Consider the following 23039-nt stretch of genomic DNA (forward strand, 5'->3'; position numbering starts at 1 on the left):
TTTGCTGCAGCTGAACTTCGGTGACTTCGGTATCGGCTATAGCTACCAGTTCAGTCCGAACAGCCGTACATTGGACCAACGTATCTCCGTCAACACCCATGAGATCGGTCTGCGATATAGAGTCGGCGGCGTAGGGTTGTTATAGTCTACCTGTCAGGAGATTCTTACTACGGCGGAATAAAAAGAAATTAATTACTAATAATATTAGCATATATCGTGTGTATTTCTTATCTTTGAGTTACCAAAATCACTCAAATATGATAGGACAACCAAAATATATAGACCCCACTACAGATTACGGTTTTAAGCGGATATTCGGATCAGAAGTCAATAAGGACTTACTGATAGCGTTTCTGAACGACTTATTTCGAGGGAGAAAGAAAATAAAAGAGCTGGTCTATAATAAAAATGAACATGTTGGTGTAACAGAGGAAACAGGAGCTGTTATTTTCGATCTGACTTGTACGGCAGATAACGGAGAGAAATTCATTATCGAAGTACAGCGCAGTGATCAGAAAAATATCAAACGCCGGATGTTGTACTATGGGAGTAAACTGATAGCGGACCAAGCTCCTAAGGGCAGGCGTCGGGAATGGGATTATGCTATTAGCGAGGTCTATGTTATTGTTTTGATGGATGGTTTTATGATGTCTGACGGAGATACGAGTGATTTTCTGCATGATATTTGTCTGTGTAACAGAGATACAGGAAAAGTTTTCTATGAATATTTGGGATTTATTTATGTGGAACCCCGAAGGGCTCTATCATTCCATTAAAAACAAATATTCATGATAAATTGGTTAACTTTGTAAAAGATGAATTAGGATTGGAAAGTGATCTGGATAGGTGGCTTTACGTGCTGAAGAATATGTCCAAGATGGATAAGTTACCGATTTATCTACGAAAGCCTATATTTGAGAAGTTATTCCGTATTGCTGAATATAGTAAACTAAATAAGGAGGAGCGCGAGATGTACGATATAAGTCTGAAAAACAAATGGGATGAATATTCCATCCGTCGAACGCAAGAACAGATGGTGGAAGAAGCTATAGAGAAGGGTTTGGAACAAGGCTTGGCACAGGGCTTGGAACAGGGTTTAGCAAAAGGTCTGGCGAAAGGCAGAAAAGAGGAACGTGCCAAGGCAGAAGCAGAGAAATTAGCCGAGAAACGTACTTCAGCTATAAAGATGTTGAAAGGTGATTTTAATGTCGAAATGATTGCTGATATTCTCGGGCTCTCGGTTGAAGAGATCGAAAAGCTGAAGTAAAAAGGTTTTTTATGGTAGCATGAAATTAAGGGAAAGAAGCGGTTCATACCAGTTTCTTTCCCTTAATAGTTAGGGGTCTTATTATTTTGTTAATTTGCCGAGGCCTTTGATGTAAGTTGCTTCGATTTCGACACCCTTCTTAGCCGTAGCTGTCGTCACGTCGACTTCGTAGACATTCAGGGTGTTTCCAACCTTAGCAGGAATATATACTTTGTTACCTTCGACGAACATATCTTCAGCTCCGTCATAAATAGGTGTGCTGGCCACTGCGGTAATCTTTTTCTCTACAACGTCGACGATGGCATACCGTAAGCCTGTCTGGTCCCATTGCGTCGTTTCCGCCTTGTCATGGATTTGTGCGAACAATTTGTTGTTGCCTACATAGACAGCCCGAATGATGCGCCCCCCATTAGCAATACCGGTAGTTTTGAAATAATAATCCTCATCAAATTCGTCCGTGCCGGCTTTGATCTTCAGGATAGCTGGGTCTTTCATATCTTGGGTTTGTTCGAACCCGTATCCATCGTGTGAAATGGTGTATAGATCACCGGATTCAGTAGCAAAAATTCCCGAGCGTAACAGCGGTGCGCCAGCAGGACCAGTGCGGGTATCGGTGATGAGCTTTTGGAATTCGAAGTCGGGATAACTGTATACGGCAACATAGTTGCGGCTTACATCTGGTGTGGCCCAAGCTTTGCTGATGGGAAATATCGTTTGAAAAGCCTGGTTGCCGCGAATGGCAATGCCCGAATGGTTCCACCCGTGACCATTGTCGTCTGCTTCATAAATGTCCTTTGTAGGCACAGTTACTTTATCTTCAATGCTGTTGGAGGCGACATCTACAAAGAAAAACTCGGCATTGCCGTCGTAATTGGCATCTGTAGCTACCTGTACGCCTAATAAGGCCTGTCCGTTGTCTACTGAAAGATAGTCGCTGGCGCCATTTTCAAAAACCAACCCTGTTTTTGCGACCAAGCGGCTTTGATCATTGATATAATACGCGTCTACATTGTTTACGCCCAGACCACCGATGCTGTAGAAGTTATTGCCGACGGTAATATATTCGCGGTAACCTTCCTGTAGAATACCATTGTTGATGAGCGATATTTTGCCGCTCAGCAGATTGCTGGTATGTACGATATAGTTCGTTGAATTGTTTTCTGCATCGGTAACCCCTACACCTAATACATAGGTAGAGTTGCCCTCAATCAGTGGCCCTTCATTGCCATTATCCGGCACCGGATCTTTGCTACAAGATGTTGTGGCTACGGCCAGGCTTAAGGCCACAGCGGCATAAAAATGATGTCTTATTGTTTTCATATTATTATTTTAAGAGTGTTTATTTATAAAATATCTGATTTTCACAGCAAAAGAACGACCCGGCTTCTGCAGTCGGTAGTTGTCGAACAATTTGCTGTCGGCGAGATTGTGGCATTCAACGGCGATATTGTATTTTCCGTCGCGAAGGCTGTAATCAGCGAGTATACTATGTGCCCATTGACGGGGGATAATGTCTGTATTGTTTAACCCGAGCTGTTGCGGCGTCAGGTAATACTTCTCGATGAAGTTAACCAGGTAATGGATGTGCAGTGTGTTGCCCGTTTTGCCCAGGTTGCCTATACGCGTACCCAGATCGAGATTGCCGAAAAGGTACGGAGTGTTTGGAATCTTGTAGCCATAGTTCAGGTTCTTCGTCTGAGAAGTACCACTTAAGTTGGTCGAATAAATAAATTCGGTCTTGTCAATGATATGTTGATAGCTGAGGCTGGCGTTGGCAAACAACAGCTCACGCCAGCTGTATCGGATCGCTGCCTCTGCGCCGGTGGTTTCTACATCGCCGACATTGATAAACTTCCGTCCTGTAGGCTGATTTCGGGCCTGTTCCAAGCGGATATAGTCCTTGGAATTTCGGTAAATAAAATTGGCTTCTGTCTGAAACCGATGGTCTTCTCCTAGTAGAAAGCCATATAAGGCCCCAACATTGATATTATCGCTTTTTTCCGGCTTGATGTTTTCATTCCGAATCGTAAAAAGCCCGTCACCGAGCAATTCGGAGGGTTCGGGAAGCCGATAGGTATGTTCGTATGAAGCTTTGAATTGAAGACTGCTCAACAGGTGATAGGTGCCGGCAATGCCATAGCCGAGGTTATTGCGGTCAGTCGATATGCTTTGATATTCAGCGATATTATTTTGCGAAACATTTTCAAACGATTCCGCATGAAGTTTATAATATTTGGCGAAAATGTTGGTTCGCAGGTTGCCAAAGCGGCTATCCAATCCGAGGCCGATATTTTGCTTTTGCAATCGTTGAGGCATTTTATAGGTGACATTATCGGGGTCTTCTACATCGCTTGTCTTTCTTTTAAAATCAGTGAGCACATAATTCAAAGACAGGTTATGCTGCTTATGCAACGCATAGGACAGGTTAGCCGTAATCAGCCCATCGCGATCGTTGTTCATCTGTTGCGTCCGTTGACGCTCGGCGGTAATGCTGTTGGGGGTGGTCTCCTGTAGCCAGTTGTACACCAAACCTACAGTGTCTATAAGGGCGTTCTTACTCGTGTTGTAGGCACTGTAGAGATTGAAGTCCAGTCCCTCGATAAAAAAGTCTGTTTTTTTGTATTTGAGTGTAGGGATAAGAGAGGAGCTATGCCTTGTCAGTGCGCCATAAACCTGTTCCATGACGACGCCCGTCTGGATATCTTTATCATTTTTTGATGCAATCAGCCCGATAAAAAGCTGGTCTGCAAAAGACTTGTCCCGAAAGCCAACTTCCGCTTGTCCACCTATTGAGGCATAGCTGTCGTGAAACCGCTCTACCTCTTGTTCGGGAAGGTAAGTGTTGTTGCGGATCGGCCGTACATCCACCTTATAGTTGTTGTCCGAGTAGTTATAAAAACCATTAAAACGAACAGATAGTCCATTTTCGGGGTTCGTAACAGCACCGTTAAGACCGGCTTTGTGGGTATTGAAAGAACCTATGCTATAAGATACATCCAGGTAGTTGGGATTGTTGCGGGTGACTATGTTAATAGCCCCACCCAGTGCATCGGCACCGAGAGTCATGGGAACAGCGCCTTTATAAATCTCAATGCGCTCCGCCATAGTGGCCGGAAAGTTGTTCAGCGACAGCGACGAACTAAAATTGTCCATCGGCATCCCATCGATAAAGAACTTGACAGATTTGCCACTAAAGCCATTCAACGAAAACCGAAAATCAGAACCCAAGCCACCATCTTCACGAACCCGGATACCTGTCGTACGGGTCAGCAATTGGTTGAGGTCCTGCGTCGAGTTAAAATGTTTTGCTGTTTCGATAACATTGACGTTAAAAGGTTCTTCTTTCACTTTTCTGCCCGCTGTCTGTCCGAGGACCGTGACTTCGTCGATGTTTTTTGGGTCCGGTTGATCCAATGTGTCCTTAGCTGCCATGATAGCGGAGACTTTGTCCTGTGCGTTTACCGTAAAAAAACAGCATATAAAGAGAAGCGCAATCGTGAGATTGTACGCTTTTTGAAAAATATTATTTTTTGGACGCATAACCCTCCGTCTTTTTTGTGTGACAAATATAGGGTAATTTAGACTAATTTTAAATAGAAAATGTATTTTGTGTTAGTATATTTGTGTCGGAATAACAGTTTAGTGTAATTTATGGCGAATAGAAAACCGAAGAAAAAAGGATTGATGCGACGTATCAATGACTGGCTCCACCTGTGGTTGGGGCTGGTGTCAGGAATCATCGTATTCATCGTGAGTATAACCGGTTGCTTCTATGCCTTTCAGCAGGAAATCAAAGACGCCGTGGAACCATGGCGTTTCGTCGAAGAAAGAAACGCACCATTAGTTCCGCCGAGCCAGCTTCTGGACACGGCAGCCAAGTATATGCCCGATCAGCACCCTACCGGGCTGACGTATAGCCATTCGACGGGAGCCGCAGCTATTGGTTATGGGGGTATGGTAGGTGGCAAACGGACGTTTTCGGTTATCTTCATGAATCCTTATACGGCAGAATTTCTTAAAAAACAAACCCCTATTGGTGGCGGTGAGTTTGATTTTTTTCGCTTCATCATCGATGGACATCGGGCTCTTTGGTTGCCCTATAACATCGGGCGTCCTGTTGTGGGGGTAGCGACATTGATCTTTGTCGTACTGTTGATTACGGGTCTGGTCATGTGGTGGCCCAGGCGTTGGAATAAAACGCATAAAGACCAAAGTTTTAAGATCCGGTGGAGGGCATCCTTTAAACGTGTAAACTATGATCTGCATAATGTGTTGGGGTTTTATAGTTTGGTGTTCGCCCTGATATTGGGTCTCACCGGCTTAGTGTGGAGCTTTACCTGGTTTGACCGCGCACTTTATTATGTAACATCCGGCGGAGAGGTAAAAGTGGGACACCATCATCCGCATTCGGATCTCGCCAATAAAGAGATAGCTTGGAATAGCGAGGTGAGTCCGTTGGACAAAGCGTGGTACCTGACTTTGGAGAAGACGGATGAGGTCAATGGCATGTATATGACGCCCTATCCGGCTGATGATGACGATCCGATCGATATCACGGTATATCATGACAAAGGAAGTTGGTACGACCACAGTGAATATTTCTACGACCGTTATACGCTAGAGCCGTTGGAAATGGAAGGCAGCCGGTATCGGGAGGCATCCTTTGCGGATAAATTGTCGATGATGAATTATGACCTGCATATCGGGTCGGTAGGAGGATTGTCCGGCAAAGTTTTCGCTTTTTTGATTAGCTTAGTATGTGCCAGTTTGCCTATCACCGGATTCTTAGTATGGTGGAATAAGAAAAAGTAAGTAACACACTACCTCAACTATTTTGTATCTCACTTGTTTATTCATTATAAAACAAGATGATGATGCAAGATCCAAAAAAAAATAACAGAGAGTCCGAAGAGGATAAAGATTTTCCTGGCTATCCACATTATTCCAAAGACGAAGATATTTACAAACAGGAAGAGAAAGTGCCGGATGAGCGACTCGGTCAGTTGTCGGAATCGGAGGAGGAAGAGCGTTCACTGGACGAAGGTTTGGATGTTCCGGGCGCTGAGTTGGATGACGATTTAGAAGAGATCGGTTCGGAAGACGAGGAAAACAACTACTACAGCCTTGGCGGTGATAACCACGAAGACTTGGAGCAGAGTGAGGATTTTTAGGCAAAGATCGTGGCTGTTGTATGTATTTCTCAGTGCATGCATGCTTATGGCGCAATGCCGAAAGCCCTTTCAGTTTTCGCTGCTTGAGGTGCGTCCGCTAGTTGAGCAGTTGAACCTACAAGCTATCGCGAGGATTGGTCAACTGCCGGTTGAGGAAAACTTTTCCTTTTTGTTGATCTCGGATACGCAGATTGGGTATAAGCAACTGAAAGACTTCGTTACACATGCCAATACGACCTATAGCACCGATGATATTGCCTTTGTCCTACATGGTGGGGACATCACGGACTTTGGGGCAAGCTATGAATACAACGATTATTTCAAGTTTACAGAACGGCTGAAATTTCCGATCGTGGCCACCATAGGCAACCACGATATGTTGGGAAATGGTACGGCTATATACCGTAAGGCTTTCGGACCTGAGAATTTTACGTTTGACTTTGGGAAAAACAGATTTATCGTGTTCAATTCCAATTCGCGGGAGCGGGCTTTTGACGGCAGTACACCTGATTTAGGCTGGATCCGTCAACAGTTGGATAAGGAAGATCTGGATGAAATGGTCAACATATTTTATCTGTCGCATATCGATCCGCTATCGTCGGACTTTGATCCGGCGTTGAGTCAGGATTTTGCGCATCTTGTTGCGGATTCGGATAAGGCCCGTTTAGTGATGAACGGCCATGCCCATGCTTATCACCTCACGACACCATTTCAGGACAACTTACCTTATCTTATCATTCCGGCGATACATACACGATCCTATGTCAAAGTCGATGTCGCAGACCATACCGTAAATATCCAACTTATCTCGTACTGATGAAACGCTTTATATGGACGATACTATATATGCTTTTAGCTTTTTTTGCGGAAGGTCAATCAACAGATACGGCAAACTTTTTTCAAAAATTAACACCGGATAATATTAAGCTTCAGTTTGCGGGCAATATCGGTTTTCTTTCTACGGGAATAGGTTATGCATCACCACAGAAACACTGGAAAGGAGATATCCTGTACGGTTTCGTACCAGCAAAATATGCCGCTGGCTCCACTCTACATCTTTTGACGTTAAAGGGTAGATACGGGACACTCGACCGTAGCTACAGTCAGAACGTCAATATACAGTGGATCAATGTGGGCCTATGGGGTAACTACGCCTTTGGAGATCGGTATTTTGTCCGGCTTCCCGAATATTATAGCCCCGGATATTACCTGATTCGGCCGGGTCTCAATATCGGTGTCTTTGTCGGCAGTGAAATCAAATACAAAAATATTGGGGCGTATTACGAGTTGGGTACAACCGATAAGCAGCTGATCCATTTTTTCAAGAACCTGGAAGCTTTCTCTTTTCCCTATATGTTCAGCGCCGCAATCGGTGTAATCTATCATCTTAATCAATAATCGTATTGCGTCATGCGATATGCGTATTGGGAATAGTTGCCGATTGCGGACGTTGGGGTTAGCTTTTTCTTTCCCGCGGTCTGTCTGTAGGGTCGTTAGGTGTATCGTTCAGCTGTTCCTGCTGTGGATCTACACCAGCTTCGGCGTCGCCGTCGTGCTTGATGTCGGCATCCTCGATTACTTCGCCGTCTTTTCCTATCCTTACTTTCTTTTTCTTCTCCATCTCCTTGCCCACGAGCCTGTTTTCATTTTTTGTTGCCATGATCGTTGTGTTTTACGTTATTATAAAAACGTAGAAGGTACCCCTAGGTTGTAAAACACCCTGTATTCAGGTGTTTATACGGTTTGCTAACCGACGATATACCGTAGTTTCACCTGAATGCTGTATGTCGACAACCTTGCTCCTAAAGAACCGTTCAACAAGCATAACATTAAATCATTATGGAACGTTCGATCTCGATCCCGGCGCAGGTGACCCGGCAACATGCTATAGAAGATAAATATCACACCCTGTATGAAGGGGCATCGGATCATTATCGTTACGCCTTACGTTCATCCGCACAAGAGGTTCTGCTACAGGTCCATCTGCCCAATACGCGAATATTGTTTGTAAAACTGCTTTACTTAAGAGATTCTTTGGCTTCGTGCGACTGGGTACATGCGGGTGACGATCGTTTTGTACTGAAAGTAAATAGTGCCATAGGCGCTTTTCATATACGTGTTTCCTTGACCCTAAATGATTTACTGCACATCCAATATAAGGTCGACTATCGGCCTTCTGCAGCTTTGTGCGGAGTAGATACCCCTCGCGAAGTGTTGATCTTGCATGAAAAAGGGCTGGCAATTCCTCCTAAAGGGCAGGTGTATGTACAGCAGAAGCAACTGCGTTCCGGCACTTGTTTTACGGATTTTGGCAAGGACACGCCGGGAACATTGTTTTATTTCCAAAATCTTACTGCGTTAAACAGCTATGCGGAAGATACGAAGATCAGTTTGGGTGACAGTGTGCAGGTCGCCTGGCCAGAATTGGGATTTAAGGCGTCCAATCCGTCAGCGTTGCCCTTGCAGAAGGGTAAAAAATATGGCTTTCGGGAGGGATATCTGATTTTTAATCCGGCCCGTCCGGAAAATGCCTGGGAAGCTTCACTGCAGTATCTGTCGGCGTTGGAGAACGTGTATCAACGGATAACGAGGCCTCGGCCGACCGTTCGTCCGCTACAACGTTACGCGATCAAGGTTTTGAAAGAATTGGATGGACATCACGGCTGCTGGCAGCAGGTGGGCCCACATGCCTATCTGAATGCATACATGAACGATTACCATAATCCGGTGGAAAGTATGGTCCAGCTCGCTGTGCTGACGCCCCTGTTACTGTACAGCCATACCTATCCTGCCCGCGCGTGTCAAAGGATCTGTACAGAACTATTACAGGGATTTCCCGCCTTTTTTGACGAGAAATTAGGCTGTTTTGTGCGTTGGATCCCTAAAAAAGCCCACCATTTCGATTATACCTGGCCCGTTTTTTATGATGTGGATACCTTAGAAGCGGAAAAAAAGGAAACTGAGCCGGGAGCAGGAGGGGAAAAAGATGTGGGCGGAATGTATGCTTTTCTGATGTTGCGTGCTTATAAGCTGAGCAAAAAAGAGATATACCTCAGCGAGGCCAAGCGCGCTGCCAAAAAATTACGCGACTATGGCTTTGACTTAATTTACCAATCCAATAACACCGCCTATGCAGCCGAAGCGTTGCTGGAGCTATGGACATTAACGAAGGAGGATATTTATCTTCAGCTCAGCGAACTGTGTCTGGGTAATCTGATACGGAATACGGGGTTGTGGGAAAGACGGTACGGAAATTCAAAAACATACCCTACGTTCTTTGCCCTCTTTCCCTTGCCAGATGCGCCCTATTCGGCAGTCTTTGAAGAACAGGAATGTGTGGCCTCCTTTCATCGTTTTATGCGTATGGCCTATGACGGTAGAGCGCCTTTGTCGCGGGAAATCACTGTCTTCTTGCCCGAATACATCAAATATGCATCTGCGCGGCTGCCGTATTATTTTCCGCCTCTCCTGCCGGAGGATACACTGGCAACAGAAGTAAAAACGGGTTACCTGCACAAAAAAGCGTGGATACCCGTAGAGGACCTGGGCGACGGATGGGAAGCTATCGGCGCAGTGGGTCAAGAGGTGTATGGTGCCGGATGTCTGTTTTCGTTGCTGCATTTTCACTTTTTGGAACTTGACAGTTCTAACCATACCTGTTTCATCAGTTATCCCTTTGTTATCCGTAAACGAACAACCCGGAGCGTAACGATCCAGGTGCTGGGGTCGGCTGATTATTTTTGTATGTTACGGCTGTGTGGTACCAAAGGAAAGCCATATACGCTACGGTTGGCTGATGGCCAGCATATTCCTTTGCGTCAAACAGGCAATCCCGCCGAACCCGCAGGTGATCAGCAGCTTGTCATCAGCTGGACATAGTCCATAACTTTGGCACTGGTTACTTTGTTCTGTGTTTATTACCTTTGTCAAGGACGTAAACATTCTTTTGTGAAAAAACTATTCCTATTAGATGGCATGGCTCTTATTTATAGAGCTTATTTTGCCTTAAGCAAAGTTCCGCGACTAACCTCTTATGGACTGAATACAGGTGCTGTACTCGGTTTTACAAATACTTTATTGGAAGTGCTGAAAAATCAGAAGCCTACCCATATTGCAGTGGTCTTTGATACGGCAGCGCCGACCAACAGGCATCTTGAATTTGAGGCTTATAAAGCGCATCGGCAGGAGATGCCTGAAGATTTATCCAATGCTATTCCTTATATTTTCAGACTGATCGAAGGTTTTAATATTCCGCTGATTACGATGGATGGCTATGAAGCCGACGATATCATCGGTACGTTGGCCAAGAAAGCCGAACAGGAGGGGTTTACGGTATTTTGTATGACACCGGACAAAGATTTCGGGCAACTGGTGTCGGAAAATATATTTATCTATAAGCCTGCGCGGATGGGCAATGGTGCAGAAGTGTTGGGCGTGCCGGAAATTCAGGCGAAATGGGAAGTAACGGACGTATGTCAGGTGATCGATATTCTGGGGTTATGGGGTGATGCTGTGGATAATATTCCGGGTATTCCGGGAATTGGGGAAAAAACAGCCAAGAAGCTTATTCAGGAATACGGCTCGGTGGAAGCCTTGATTGCCAACGCCGACAAGCTGAAGGGGAAGCAGCAGGAGAATGTCATTAACTTTGCAGAGCAAGGTCTGATATCGAAAAAATTGGCGACGATCCTGTTGGATGTCCCGATCGCTTTGGAGGAAGATAAATTGGAATTACAGGAACCCAATAGAGAGGTGTTGGAACCGCTCTTTGCGGAACTGGAATTCCGTACGCTCGGGAAACGGGTGTTTGGTGATGACTTTTCTGTCGTAGAAAACCAGAGCAAATCCCCATCTGCACAGATGGACCTCTTTGCAACGGCGGTGGAAGTGTCGGTACAGGTGCAGGTAGAAGAGGTCATACAGCCGACTGTTCCGGCCAAAAATGTGAGCAATACGGAACATGAATATATATTAGTCGATACGCCGGAAGAGCGGATCGCCTTGGCGGAAACCCTTTCCCGGACCGCCTGCTTCTGTTTTGATACCGAATCGACGGGCTTGGATGCGATGACGGCGGAGATGGTGGGATTTTCCTTCTCTACCGAAACGGGTAAAGCCTACTACGTGCCTGTGCAACCGGACTTCCAGCAGGCACTGGAGGTGGTGCAGGTTTTCAAACCAATATTTGAAAATCCGGCGATTACGAAGATTGGCCAAAACCTGAAGTATGATATCCTTATTCTCTCGCGTTACGGGGTGGAGGTTCGGGGAACATTGTTCGATACGATGATCGCCCATTACCTGATAGAACCCGATATGCGCCATGGCATGGATATACTCGCCGAGACCTACCTGGGTTATACGCCGGTGTCCATCACGTCACTGATCGGTGCGAAAGGCAAAAACCAGGGCAATATGCGCGACGTGGATATGGAGCTGATCAAAGAATATGCTGCTGAAGATGCGGATATTACCTGGCAATTGTATGAACGCTTTGCGCCTATGCTGGAGGAAACGCATACCCGGCAGCTGGCCGATGACGTGGAGTTTCCGTTGGTGTATGTGCTGGCGGAAATGGAAAAAAATGGCGTCAAGATTGACGAAGGAACACTCCGTACGTTTTCCGGGGAACTGGAAAAAGAAATCCAGACCATGGAAGCCCGTATCTATGAGAAATCCGGGGTGCGGTTTAACATCGCTTCGCCGAAGCAACTCGGTGAAGTGCTATTTGACAAGCTGCAGCTGGATCCGAAAGCGAAGAAAACCAAAACAGGACAATATAAAACCGGTGAGGATGTCTTGCTCGCGTTGGCCCATAAATCGGACATTGTACAGGATATCCTGGACTACCGCCAGTACCAGAAACTAAAATCTACTTATGTGGATGCCCTGCCTACACTGATCAATCCACACAGTGGCCTGATCCATACCTCGTACAATCAGGCGGTCGCGGCTACAGGAAGACTGAGTTCGACGAACCCCAATTTGCAGAATATCCCTATCCGCACGGAAAAGGGCCGGGAGGTGCGTAAAGCCTTTATCCCTCGGGACAGCACGCATGTGCTGCTTTCGGCGGATTATTCGCAGATTGAACTACGGATTATGGCGGAGCTAAGCCAGGATGAGCAGATGTTGGAGGCGTTTACCTTGGGACACGATATTCACCGGGCAACGGCGGCCAAGGTGTATGGGGTGACGTTGGACGAAGTTACTTCCGACCAGCGGCGCAATGCGAAAGCGGTAAACTTCGGAATCATCTATGGGCAGTCGGCCTTCGGACTGTCGCAGAGTCTCGGCATCCCCCGTCGGGAAGCGGCGGAGATTATCGATCAGTATTTTACACAATATCAGGGTATCCGGGCTTATATGTCCAAAGCGATTGACTTTGCCAAAGAGCGTGGTTATGTGGAGACCATCTTGAAGCGAAGACGTTACCTGCGGGATATCAACTCGGCAAATATGACGGTACGTGGTTTCGCCGAGCGAAATGCCATTAACGCCCCTATACAAGGGTCGGCAGCAGATATGATAAAGGTGGCCATGATTCGTATTCAGGAGGATATTGTGGCTAAAAAGCTGTCGGGTAAGATGATTATGCAAGTACACGATGAACTGGTGTTTGATGTTCCCAAAACGGAGGTCGACACCTTTAAAGCCATCATCGTTGACCGCATGAAAAATGCTATTCCGATGCGGGTGCCTATTGAGGTCGAAATAGGCGAAGGGACGAATTGGTTGGAAGCGCATTAAAGTTATAAGAAAATTATCTAAGTTTGCATTGCATAAATTCAAGGCTATGAAATTTCATAAAGAGGGGTACACCAGTTTAGCAGTCGTTGTGCTTTTTATTTTTGTCATCAATGCGTTGGCAGACTATTACGACGCCAGCGACACGGCAAAGTGGATGCTTTATCTCTTTTCTGCTTTCCTGCTGATAACTGTTCTGCAGTTTTTCCGGAGTCCGGTGCGAAAAGTTACCGTCGATGAAAAGACGGTGCTGTGCCCGGCAGATGGCAAGGTGGTGGTCATTGAGGAGACCGACGAAACGGAGTATTTTAAGGAACGTCGTATTCAAGTGTCTATCTTTATGTCGCCGATCAATGTGCATGTCAACCGAAATCCGATTTCAGGTATCGTTTCCTACTTTAAGTACCATCCCGGCAAATACCTGGTGGCCTGGCACCCAAAGTCCTCGACAGACAATGAGCGTACGACGGTGGTCGTCAAGACCAGCAGTGGTGTGGAGGTTCTTTTCCGGCAGATTGCCGGAGCCATGGCACGCCGTATCGTCTGGTATATTAAAGAAGGAGATGCCGTGACACAGGGTGATGAATTTGGGTTCATTAAGTTCGGCTCACGCGTGGATCTGTTTCTGCCTTTAGGTACGGACATAAACGTACAGCTCGGACAAAAGGTCATAGGAGGGAAGACGGTGATCGCGAAGGTGTAGGGGGCCAAAGTTACAGGGTTACGTAGTTATGAGGTTACATGGTTGTAGGGTTATACAGTGACATGGTTACAAAGTTATAGAGTTATGAGGTTATAGAGTTACGAAATGAATGATTGTAACTAAGAGGCGAAGAATTGGAGATGAGAATGAAGTCTTCGAGAGAAGATAAGCAAAATCCGCACAAAGACCTATAAATGTCGCCTTAGCGGGTCGCGGATAGCAAGAAGGAAGAGACGTTGTAGCGAGACGGTACAGCGACGAGTTTTGCTTCCTTTTGCGGTCAAAAGGAAGAAGAATGAACTTTAAACTACTAGTCTTTTACATCTCGGTAAGCATTGCAGCAGCTTTAGCCTTACTGAGTTTCTTTTACGAAGGGAACTGGAATCACTTTATGCTGATTTTCGTCGTAGCCTGTACGGTGGTGTACATCATTCTTTCCAATATTTTTCAGCGTTTTATCAACGAACGGATAAGTAATATCTATAAGCTTATCCGTAACCTGAAGTTGGGTAAGGATCTGAAGGAAGTGCTAGCCGAACATGCCAGCGACGATCCGATACGCAGCGTAGAAGAAGAGGTGCAGGAGTGGACGGTGCAGAAAGCACGTGAAATTGATCAGCTACGGGCACAAGAGAAATTCCGTCGTGAATTTTTGTCCAATATTTCCCACGAATTTAAAACGCCCTTGTTTGCCGTGCAGGGGTATATCGAAACCCTGCAGGACGGTATGATGGACGATGATCCCGAGATGGCGCAACAATTTCTGGACAAGGCGGCACGGAATATCGATCGTTTGACGTACCTGATCGCTGATCTGGACGAAATATCCAAACTGGAAACGGGGAAACTACCGCTGCATATTACCAAGTTTGACATTACACAGCTGATCCATGAAACGATCTATCAGTTGGTGGATAAAGCAAACAAAGCCAATATTAATTTGGTTTTTGCGTCCAAAGGCAATAATCCGGTGATGGTCAAGGCCGATCGCCAGAAAATTCAGCAGGTGCTTATCAATCTGATCAACAACTCCATTAAGTACGGCAAGCAGGGAGGGAAGACGAAAATTTCTATTTTTCCGTTACTGGATCAGATCCTAGTAGAGGTCACCGATAACGGCCATGGTATTGAAGAGAAGAACCTGTCCCGGGTGTTCGAACGTTTTTACCGGACAGACGACAGCCGCTCCCGGCAGATTGGAGGCTCCGGCCTCGGCCTGGCCATCGTCAAACATATCGTCGAAGCACACCGGCAGACCGTCAATGTGCGAAGCACAGAAGGTATCGGGACGACTTTTGGGTTTACGGTGGAGAAAGGGTAGTTTTGTCCTCTATGCCGGACGGGCATGGCACTTGGTATCGGCCAAGTGCCCAAGCCTCGCTGCTGTACCCAGATGCTACTAAGCTACTGCTTCTTCCTGCAAACCGCATCTGGCTACTGCGTAAGCAGGCATCAGGGTTTGCGTTGGTGGCAGTGGGGCTGATGCAACATTGGCAGCATTCTTGATTCCTTGTACGGATTGTACTTTCTTCTTTCCTATCATATCCTTATCCCTATATCGCCCTTTCAAATCTCCATGTCGCTCACTATACGTATTTGAGGTGCCTGTACGGATCATGCTTAATTACAGATTTTATGATTACAAGGTTACTGACAATGCTACAGCGTTTTACAAAACAGAGGAGCTACAGCAAAGCTACAACTACATAAATCCTGCAGTAAACACAGGGAGTTTAAAGAGATGCGGAAAGAGGAATATAAGCCATGAACAATCCGTACAAATACTTAAAATGCCGCCTAAGCGGGTCGCGGATAGCAGGAAGGAAGAAACATTGTAGCGAGCCGGTTCAGCGGCGAGTTTTTTGGTTACTTTTTTGCGGAAAAAAAGTAACAAGAAAGAGCTTTAGCGAAACACTTCCCGTCTTAACTCCCAATATTCGTTCAGGAGCTCTTCGGCTCGTTTGAGGTTGTTCTGCAACAGATAGATGGTGCCTAATTTTTCGACAATAGCGAGTTTCAACACATCGTTATCTTCCTGTTCGGCGAGGTCGTATGCTTCAATAAACTCGGTTTTTGCGAGGTCGTACTTCTTTTGGATGAATTTCGAAGAGCCCAGCATATATTCGATTTCAGCAAGATCATCTTTATGGTTGCGGGCATGAGCGAGATCGCGGGCCTGGATCAGGAACCATTGGGCTTGAATATGTTTGTTCTGCGCTTGGTAAATATCGCCGAGCATCTCCCAGGCCCTAACTTTACCCTCGTAGAAGCGTGCCCTGTTAAAGAGTGGTATAGCTTTGCGGATAATGGTGTTTTCCGCGGTATTATAGTTTTCTGCTAAAGCCTGTATGCGGGCTAGCTTGACCAGTGAACGGCCCTGTTCAATCGGATCCTTATCTTTGCGCGCCTGCGCATAGTAAGCTTCTTCATATTGCTGTGCCTCTGCAGCGTTATGCGTCAAAAACTGAAGCGTAGCCAGGTTGGCCTGTATGACTGCGATATCCGCCGGAAGGTTAGCAACCGACGCATATTCCCGCGCTCTTTCCAATAGGGAGATACCTTGGCTTATACGACCTGCTTCGGTTGCTTGCCGGGCCTGTTCATTGAGCAAGCCATAGACGATATCTCGATTATTTTGGGTGAGGTAGCGCTGTACCAGTGTCTCCCAGGCTTCGTCGGTTATCGGCATAGGATCCAGCAGGAGCAGTATGGTCGCCTGATTAGACGTGGCCTTGAAGTTGGCCTTGAATTTTTGATATTGCAACGCCGCCGCTATAGAGTCCTGAAAAGAAACGATATCTTGGTAGGTGTCTGTGAGCACTTCTTTCTTCGTCCGAGGTGCCGGAAGGACATAAACGCGTGGACCGATACCGTCAAAATCTTCATCGTATTTGAGAATATAGCCCGAAGGATCCGCGCCGGTCTCCTGTGCCTGACCTTCACTCCATAATCCCACGACGCCAAAAAACAGTACAGGCCATGCCAGCAGAACCGATTGTTTTATCATACGCTCAATTTTATCAACCTTATTTATTATAGCTACAAAGAGATAGCAAATTCTGTGCTACAGATGCTGCTATCCAAACAATGCCCGGAAAACATCCTCCAACGTAGCTACCGGGCGAATGGCAATATTGTACTTCTTGGCATCCAAGCCTTTCGTATTGTATTTGGATATAAATATACAGTCGAACCCCAGTTTTTCGGCCTCCGAGATACGCTGTTCGATACGGTTGACAGCCCGGATTTCACCCGAAAGCCCTACCTCACCTGCAAAAGTCAGTTGTGTGGGGAGAGGGATGTCCTGCTGGGAGGAGATGATAGCCGCAATGACCGCCAGATCGATAGCAGGGTCCTCCACCCGCAATCCCCCGGCAATGTTCAGGAAGACATCCTGTGCACTCAATCGGAAGCCAAAGCGCTTTTCCAGCACGGCCAACAACATGTTTAACCGTTTGGTATCAAAACCTGTCGAACTCCGTTGCGGTGTGCCGAAGGCGGAGTTGGAGACCAGTGCCTGCACTTCGATCAACAGCGGACGCATACCCTCCAGCATGGCAGCAATTGCCACACCACTGCTTGGTGCATCCCGTTGGGAGATCATGATTTCTGACGGATTGGATACCTCGCGGAGCCCCGAGCCCTGCATCTCGTAAATCCCCAGCTCGGATGAGGAGCCAAACCTATTTTTGACCGACCGCAAGATGCGGTAGACATGGTGGCGGTCGCCCTCGAATTGTAACACGGTATCGACCATGTGCTCCAACACTTTGGGACCGGCAATAGACCCGTCTTTGGTGATATGGCCGACGATGAAGACCGGTGTGTTGGTTTCTTTGGCAAAGCGGAGCAGTTCTGCTGTACACTCCCGAACCTGTGACACCGACCCCGGGGCCGATTCAATCTGCGCCGAATGCAAGGTCTGTATCGAATCGATGACGACGATATTCGGGGCGATTGCTTCCAGCTGTTTAAAGATGTTTTGTGTGGAAGTTTCGGTCAGTATATAGCAGTTGGCCTTGGCATTTTGCGCCAGTCGCTCGGCCCGCATCTTGATTTGCTGCTCGCTCTCTTCCCCCGAGATGTACAGTACTTTGGCCTGTGGCATCGACAGGGCAAGTTGTAGCATCAGCGTCGATTTGCCAATGCCAGGTTCTCCGCCGATCAACACCAATGAACCGGGAACAATTCCTCCGCCCAGTACACGGTTAAACTCTTTGTCCGGCGTGAGCATGCGCTGCTCTTCATTGTAAACGATCTCGTGAATAACCGCTGCTTTGTTCACCCGTTTCTGGCCACCCATCGTGGTGGCACTGCGCCATTCGGGTACCCGGGAGGAGATTTTTTCGACAACCTCCTCCACGAAAGAGTTCCACTGCTTACAGGACGGGCACTGCCCTAGCCATTTAGGCGACTCATAGCCACACGACTGACAGAAATATGCGGATTTCGCTTTAGCCATGATACGAATATAGCAAAAACATCGATCAACTTTCGTTCTCCCGTAGGATACGTAGAAAATTCAGCCCCATAATTTTGGCGATATCTTCTGGCGTATACCCCCGTTCCAGCAACGCTTTTGTCAAGAGCGGAAATTTCGATACATCATCGAGACCCTGCGGTGCGGACTCGATCCCATCAAAATCGGAGCCAATCGCGACATGGTCTGCGCCGACCTTTTGGACAAGATAATCGATGTGATACAGCAAATTCGACAAGGGGGCGTCGGCCAGATACTGGTTTTCTTTCGAGAGCTTATTGTATTGCATCCGTGTCGTCATCTTCGCATCGGGAGCCTGACCCGTTTGTTGTGTATATAATGCTTGAAGTCGGTCTTCGTAAGTCGAGTCCAAAAATAGGGAATAGAAATTGACCCCTACAACGCCACCATTTTTGACGAGGGCAGCCAGCTGTTGGTCGTCCAGATTCCGAAAATGTTGTGTCAGTGCAGCAGCGTTGCTATGGGATACCAAGACGGGCTTGGAAGTGATGGCCATGACATCGTAGAAGGTCTTTTTGCTGGCATGGGACAGATCCACCATCATACCCAGTTCATTCATCTTGCGGACGATCATTTTTCCGTGCTCTGACAACCCTTGTTGTGCAGCAGCCGGTTTTTCATCTTCTACTGCCGCGGCGGTTGCCCAAGGTAAGTTGTAGTTCCACGTCAACGTGAGATACCTGGCCCCACGATCATATAGCGTTTGCAGATTTTCAATCGAGTTTTCGATCATGTGTCCGCTTTCCACACCGATTAAAGCCGCAATTTTACCCGCCGCAACAATGCGATCGATATCCCGGCTACTTTTTGCAAGCTCGATCCGCTGTGCGTTGCGGGCGACAATACTTTCCAACGAATCGATCTGCTCGTTGGCATGCTTAAAAGCTCCTGTCGGCCATTTTTTGTCATTGGACCATACCGCAAATACCTGCACATCGACACCGCCCTTTTGCAGACGGGGGATATCCGTATGCCCCGTATCCAGGCTGTTGCTGATATCCCGGCCCCGCATGACAGCGGTAGCGAGGACATCGTTATGTCCGTCGACGACAATCAGGTCGCGATGCAGTTTTTCGACATCTTGCGCGCAAAGGTTTATGGCGTTCATAAAAAGGACAAATACAAATAAAAAGGATGTTCTGTATATCATATTTTAGGGAGTATAGTTTCATAGATAGCGTCCTGTATCCGACTTCGGATATTCAGGTCGCTCAACTTCGAGGTGACCTGTGGGTGGACACGGTTGGACAAGAAAATATAGACCAGCTGATTCTGCGGATCCATCCAGATGCAGGTTCCCGTATAGCCGGTATGGCCATACACCGAGTTGTTGCTAAGGCGGGAAGGATAGCCGTCTTTACTGTCCGGGTCGTAGCGATCAAACCCTAGGCCGCGACGACTTTTTTCAGACTGCCGGGAGGTAAACAGATCCACCGTAGCTCCTTGGAAATAACGTATACCGCCATATTTTCCCCGGTTGAGCAGCAGCTGTCCGTATATCGCCAGATCATTTGCCGTGGCAAACAGTCCCGCATGACCCGCTATACCGCCGGCCATGGCTGCCCCCTGGTCATGGACATAGCCGGTCAACAAGGTTTTGCGAAAGATCATATCCTGCTCGGTGGGAACGATCCGATCTTTATCGAATCGCTCACGTGGATTATACCCTGCGGTCTTCATGCCGAGTGGCTTGTATAGCCAACGTGCTACATAAGTATCGAGCGCTGTCCCGGATACCTGTTCGATAATCTCTTTCATCACATACATGCTAATGTCGGAATACACATAGTTGCCGACGGGTTTGACAGGAGACTTCAGCATCTCCGGCCACATCACCTGCCGGTAATAATCCGTCAGCAGATAGGCCTGGTCCGCCACCTTCACCTGATGGGTTGGGGAAGGGTAGCTTTGCAGATCGCCCGTTTTCAATTCCCGGTAAAAAGGAATATAAGGAATGAACCCTGCTTCATGCAGAAGAACACGCCGCACGGTAATATCCGCTTTATTGGTTTCCCGGCTCTCTGCTAAATAATCACCTATAGTTTTATCTAGATCAATTTTTCCCGATTCATAGAGGTGCATCGCCACCGGTGTCGTTGCTGCGATCTTACTGACCGAGGCCAGGTCGAAGATGTCACTCAGCCGGGTGGGTACCTTTTTGTCATACGTGTGGTAGCCATATGCTTTTTCAAAGATCACCTGGTTGTTTTTCAGCGCCATGACGACCATGCCGGGTGTCGCCCGTTGTTGTATGGCTTCCGCAGCGATCTCGTCTATCTTTTTTGTTAATCCCCCAATATCCCAAGCCGTAGGGTTAACATGCGCATACTGGATGCGGGTATATGTGGTCTTGTTGGCCGGCAGCCCCTGCGTAATAGCCATCCCGCCAAACAAGCTCATCGCCATATTTTGTTGCTCCACCGCGCCCCATCCCACAGCTAGCAGTTCTGTAAGTTGTCCCCCGAACCGTGGGCTGGACAAAAACGCCTCCTGTTGCCGAGTCACAAAGGTACAGACGATGACCTGCTTGCCGAGGTTGGCCGACTGCCGTGCTTTCAGGAGTATGTCCGCTGTAAGCTCGGCGGTTTTCCCGGCGAGGATAATCGTGTTGTAAGGTTTCGTATCTTCCGTATAGCTGGAAAAGTCCGTTTCAGCAATTTCTGTATAACGGCCCAGCCTGGAGATAAAGTTTGCATAGCTTGTCTTCCGTGGCGTAACGACCAGTATACTTCGGTTGTCGAGCTGTGTAAAAGGAATAATGCCACCACGGTTGTAGACGAGGACAGTGTGGTTGTCTATGGAGCGCACGGCTTGCCCCTGCGCCTGTATTGTAAAAAATACCCAGCCGATAAACCAGCAGATCCCCTGTCTTGCTAAACGTTTCATGCTTCTGAAAATATGCGGTAAATATACGGCAACCCGTGTTTAGTAACAAATGGTTACAAGGCCCTTCTTTATTCCTTGATGAATAAAGAAGCAAACAAATCAAGGCTTGGATACTGTTACGCTAAAAATAGTTCGAAGTCCGGAATGTATTTGAGCCGTTCCGCTTCGCTGCACTTCTTAAATCCATTCTAATCGGACTTCTTCTATTTTTTTACGCTACAGCATCCTAGGCCGTTTTTCTACGGACATAGTATTTTAGATACGCGCCTGCCTGCGGTAGGCAGGTATAGCGTATTGAGACGTGAGATTTGAGAAGACGGAAGCAATATCCGCACAAGAGCTATAGGTGTCGCCTAAGCGGGTCGCGGATAGCAGGAAGGAAGAGACTTTGTAGCGATCCGGTACAGCGACGAGTTTTGGGTACTTTTTGCGGTCAAAAAGTACAAAAAGCCCCATCGCGGCTTGAGCGATATTGCATATAAAAACGAAATTACCTAAGTTTGGGTGTGCCTGAAAGTATTCAAGATAGAACCGTCTATTCCTTGTTGGAAGTTGCGAAAAGCATTCAGAAGACCCTTGCCGACCGATACCGAAGTCTGTATTGGGTAAAGGCGGAGATGAACAAGCTCAACCACTATAAGCATTCCGGACACTGTTACCCCGAATTGGTAGAGAAGCGAGAGGGCAAGGTTGTGGCGGAAATCCGTTCCATACTCTGGAAAAGCGACTTTGAACGCATCAACCAACAGTTTGTCACCTTGCTCAACGAACCCTTGCGGGATGGAATTTCCATCTTGTTTCAGGCGGGAATTTCATACGATCCTTTGCATGGATTGAGCTTACGCATTGTCGACATCGACCCGGCCTTTGTGCTGGGCGAGTTGGAGAAAGAAAAAAAAGAAAGTATCCGGCGTCTCCAGGAGGAAGGTCTTTTCGATGCCAATAGACGGTTGTCTTTTCCTCCCGTTCCCAAAAGATTGGCCATTATCTCCGTCGAAACCAGTAAAGGGCTATCGGATTTTTATAAAATTATCGGCCAAAATCCTTGGGGGTACCGCTTTGAAACCACGTTGTATCCGGCTTTGCTGCAAGGTGATAAATCCATTCCCTCGATTATTCGACAGCTTGCTGTTATTGCCGAGCAGTCGGAGCGCTATGATGCGGTGGCCATTATCCGTGGTGGTGGTGGTGAGGTGGGGCTATCCAGTTACAACAACTATGCGTTGGCCAAAGCGATAGCGATCTTCCCCATCCCGGTGCTGACGGGTATAGGACACTCGACCAACGAAACGGTTAGCGAGATGGTGTCTTTCAAGAATGCAATAACACCGAGTGAGTTGGCGGACTTTCTGATTCAGAAGTTCCACAATTTTGCGATACCTGTAGACCAGGCCCGGGAAAAGCTGATCAGCAGTGCAACGGCAACATTCGTGCAGGAGCGTGAGGTTTTGCATCGGCTGGCCCAGCAGCTTTCCTGGAGCAGTGGCAATCTGGTGGCTACAGAACGTCATCAGCTGCACCTCCTCACACAGCGGTTGCAGCTCTTTGGCCGCCATTTTTTAAAAGAACAGCAGGCCAGCTTGGCACATATTCAAAAAATAGTCGACATGGCCGACCCCAAATTATTGCTAAAGAAAGGGTATAGCATTACACAGGTGCGCGGTAAGGCCCTACAACACGCCGAACAGGTGCAAGAAGGCGATCTGATCGAGACCCTTTTGTTCGACGGTAAAATAACCAGTACAGTCACCACCAAAAGCTAAT

Annotated in this window: 20 protein-coding genes; 11 read left to right on the plus strand and 9 right to left on the minus strand. The window is 47.2% G+C overall.

What is annotated here, in order from left to right:
• Nucleotides 1-257: 257 nt before the first annotated feature.
• Nucleotides 258-776, plus strand: a complete 519-nt coding sequence (locus G5B30_RS17485; RefSeq protein WP_262886597.1) for an Rpn family recombination-promoting nuclease/putative transposase — start codon at nucleotides 258-260, stop codon at nucleotides 774-776.
• Nucleotides 777-796: 20 nt separating this feature from the next.
• Nucleotides 797-1267 carry a PD-(D/E)XK nuclease family transposase gene (locus tag G5B30_RS17490; protein WP_262886598.1) on the plus strand — a complete coding sequence of 157 codons (471 nt, stop codon included), beginning with the start codon at nucleotides 797-799 and terminating at the stop codon, nucleotides 1265-1267.
• 81 nt (nucleotides 1268-1348) lie between these two features.
• On the opposite strand, the gene G5B30_RS10345 is transcribed toward G5B30_RS17490, so the two are convergent.
• Both G5B30_RS10345 and G5B30_RS10350 read right to left on the minus strand, forming a co-directional pair.
• Entirely contained in the window at nucleotides 1349-2587 is a 1239-nt protein-coding gene (locus G5B30_RS10345) for a DUF4374 domain-containing protein (protein ID WP_165319924.1), read from the minus strand.
• 9 nt (nucleotides 2588-2596) lie between these two features.
• On the minus strand, nucleotides 2597-4807 hold the full coding sequence (locus G5B30_RS10350) for a TonB-dependent receptor plug domain-containing protein (protein ID WP_165319925.1): 2211 nt from the start codon (nucleotides 4805-4807) through the stop codon (nucleotides 2597-2599).
• 111 nt (nucleotides 4808-4918) lie between these two features.
• On the opposite strand from G5B30_RS10350, the gene G5B30_RS10355 reads away from it, so the two are divergent.
• From G5B30_RS10355 to G5B30_RS10370, 4 genes are read left to right on the plus strand one after another with little or no spacing between them, the layout of a single operon-like run.
• On the plus strand, nucleotides 4919-6079 hold the full coding sequence (locus G5B30_RS10355) for a PepSY-associated TM helix domain-containing protein (RefSeq protein ID WP_165319926.1): 1161 nt from the start codon (nucleotides 4919-4921) through the stop codon (nucleotides 6077-6079).
• A 56-nt stretch (nucleotides 6080-6135) separates the two neighbouring features.
• Nucleotides 6136-6438, plus strand: a complete 303-nt coding sequence (locus G5B30_RS10360; protein ID WP_206367081.1) for a hypothetical protein — start codon at nucleotides 6136-6138, stop codon at nucleotides 6436-6438.
• A gap of 40 nt (nucleotides 6439-6478) precedes the next feature.
• Nucleotides 6479-7255 (plus strand): metallophosphoesterase family protein, encoded by a 777-nt coding sequence (locus G5B30_RS10365; RefSeq protein WP_206367082.1) that lies wholly within the window; start codon nucleotides 6479-6481, stop codon nucleotides 7253-7255.
• The gene (locus tag G5B30_RS10370) at nucleotides 7255-7836 is read left to right on the plus strand and encodes a hypothetical protein (RefSeq protein WP_165319928.1); all 582 of its coding nucleotides are present in this window, start codon (nucleotides 7255-7257) and stop codon (nucleotides 7834-7836) included. Before G5B30_RS10365 ends, G5B30_RS10370 begins: the two co-directional genes overlap by 1 nt.
• A 58-nt stretch (nucleotides 7837-7894) precedes the next feature.
• On the opposite strand, the gene G5B30_RS10375 is transcribed toward G5B30_RS10370, so the two are convergent.
• Nucleotides 7895-8098, minus strand: coding sequence for a hypothetical protein (locus tag G5B30_RS10375; RefSeq protein WP_165319929.1), 204 nt, complete (start codon nucleotides 8096-8098; stop codon nucleotides 7895-7897).
• 179 nt (nucleotides 8099-8277) lie between these two features.
• Between G5B30_RS10375 and G5B30_RS10380 the strand changes: the two genes are divergently transcribed.
• The 4 genes from G5B30_RS10380 to G5B30_RS10395 all read left to right on the plus strand — a co-directional run bounded on the left by G5B30_RS10380 (nucleotide 8278) and on the right by G5B30_RS10395 (nucleotide 15209).
• Entirely contained in the window at nucleotides 8278-10317 is a 2040-nt protein-coding gene (locus G5B30_RS10380) for a hypothetical protein (RefSeq protein ID WP_165319930.1), read from the plus strand.
• A 69-nt stretch (nucleotides 10318-10386) separates the two neighbouring features.
• Nucleotides 10387-13188: a DNA polymerase I gene (polA, locus tag G5B30_RS10385; RefSeq protein ID WP_165319931.1), complete on the plus strand. Its 2802-nt coding sequence runs from the start codon at nucleotides 10387-10389 to the stop codon at nucleotides 13186-13188.
• A gap of 46 nt (nucleotides 13189-13234) precedes the next feature.
• Entirely contained in the window at nucleotides 13235-13888 is a 654-nt protein-coding gene (locus G5B30_RS10390; RefSeq protein WP_165319932.1) for a phosphatidylserine decarboxylase family protein, read from the plus strand.
• Between the two features lie 295 nt (nucleotides 13889-14183).
• Nucleotides 14184-15209 (plus strand): sensor histidine kinase, encoded by a 1026-nt coding sequence (locus G5B30_RS10395; protein ID WP_165319933.1) that lies wholly within the window; start codon nucleotides 14184-14186, stop codon nucleotides 15207-15209.
• A 78-nt stretch (nucleotides 15210-15287) separates the two neighbouring features.
• Here G5B30_RS10395 and G5B30_RS10400 read toward each other — a convergent pair whose 3' ends face one another.
• From G5B30_RS10400 to G5B30_RS10425, 6 genes are all read right to left on the minus strand, one after another.
• Nucleotides 15288-15506, minus strand: coding sequence for a hypothetical protein (locus G5B30_RS10400; RefSeq protein WP_165319934.1), 219 nt, complete (start codon nucleotides 15504-15506; stop codon nucleotides 15288-15290).
• 285 nt (nucleotides 15507-15791) lie between these two features.
• Nucleotides 15792-16895, minus strand: coding sequence for a tetratricopeptide repeat protein (locus G5B30_RS10405; protein ID WP_165319935.1), 1104 nt, complete (start codon nucleotides 16893-16895; stop codon nucleotides 15792-15794).
• 69 nt (nucleotides 16896-16964) lie between these two features.
• The gene (gene radA, locus G5B30_RS10410; protein WP_165319936.1) at nucleotides 16965-18350 is read right to left on the minus strand and encodes a DNA repair protein RadA; all 1386 of its coding nucleotides are present in this window, start codon (nucleotides 18348-18350) and stop codon (nucleotides 16965-16967) included.
• A gap of 25 nt (nucleotides 18351-18375) precedes the next feature.
• The gene (locus G5B30_RS10415) at nucleotides 18376-19497 is read right to left on the minus strand and encodes a dipeptidase (protein WP_240903181.1); all 1122 of its coding nucleotides are present in this window, start codon (nucleotides 19495-19497) and stop codon (nucleotides 18376-18378) included.
• Between the two features lie 38 nt (nucleotides 19498-19535).
• The gene (locus G5B30_RS10420) at nucleotides 19536-21275 is read right to left on the minus strand and encodes a serine hydrolase domain-containing protein (RefSeq protein WP_165319938.1); all 1740 of its coding nucleotides are present in this window, start codon (nucleotides 21273-21275) and stop codon (nucleotides 19536-19538) included.
• A gap of 255 nt (nucleotides 21276-21530) precedes the next feature.
• Nucleotides 21531-21731: a hypothetical protein gene (locus G5B30_RS10425; RefSeq protein ID WP_165319939.1), complete on the minus strand. Its 201-nt coding sequence runs from the start codon at nucleotides 21729-21731 to the stop codon at nucleotides 21531-21533.
• Between the two features lie 50 nt (nucleotides 21732-21781).
• Between G5B30_RS10425 and xseA the strand changes: the two genes are divergently transcribed.
• Complete coding sequence (gene xseA, locus G5B30_RS10430) at nucleotides 21782-23038, plus strand: exodeoxyribonuclease VII large subunit (protein WP_165319940.1); 1257 nt, start codon at nucleotides 21782-21784, stop codon at nucleotides 23036-23038.
• Nucleotide 23039 lies beyond the last annotated feature (1 nt).

The sequence above is a fragment of the Sphingobacterium sp. SGG-5 genome, assembly GCF_011043525.1.
Lineage (GTDB): Bacteria > Bacteroidota > Bacteroidia > Sphingobacteriales > Sphingobacteriaceae > Sphingobacterium.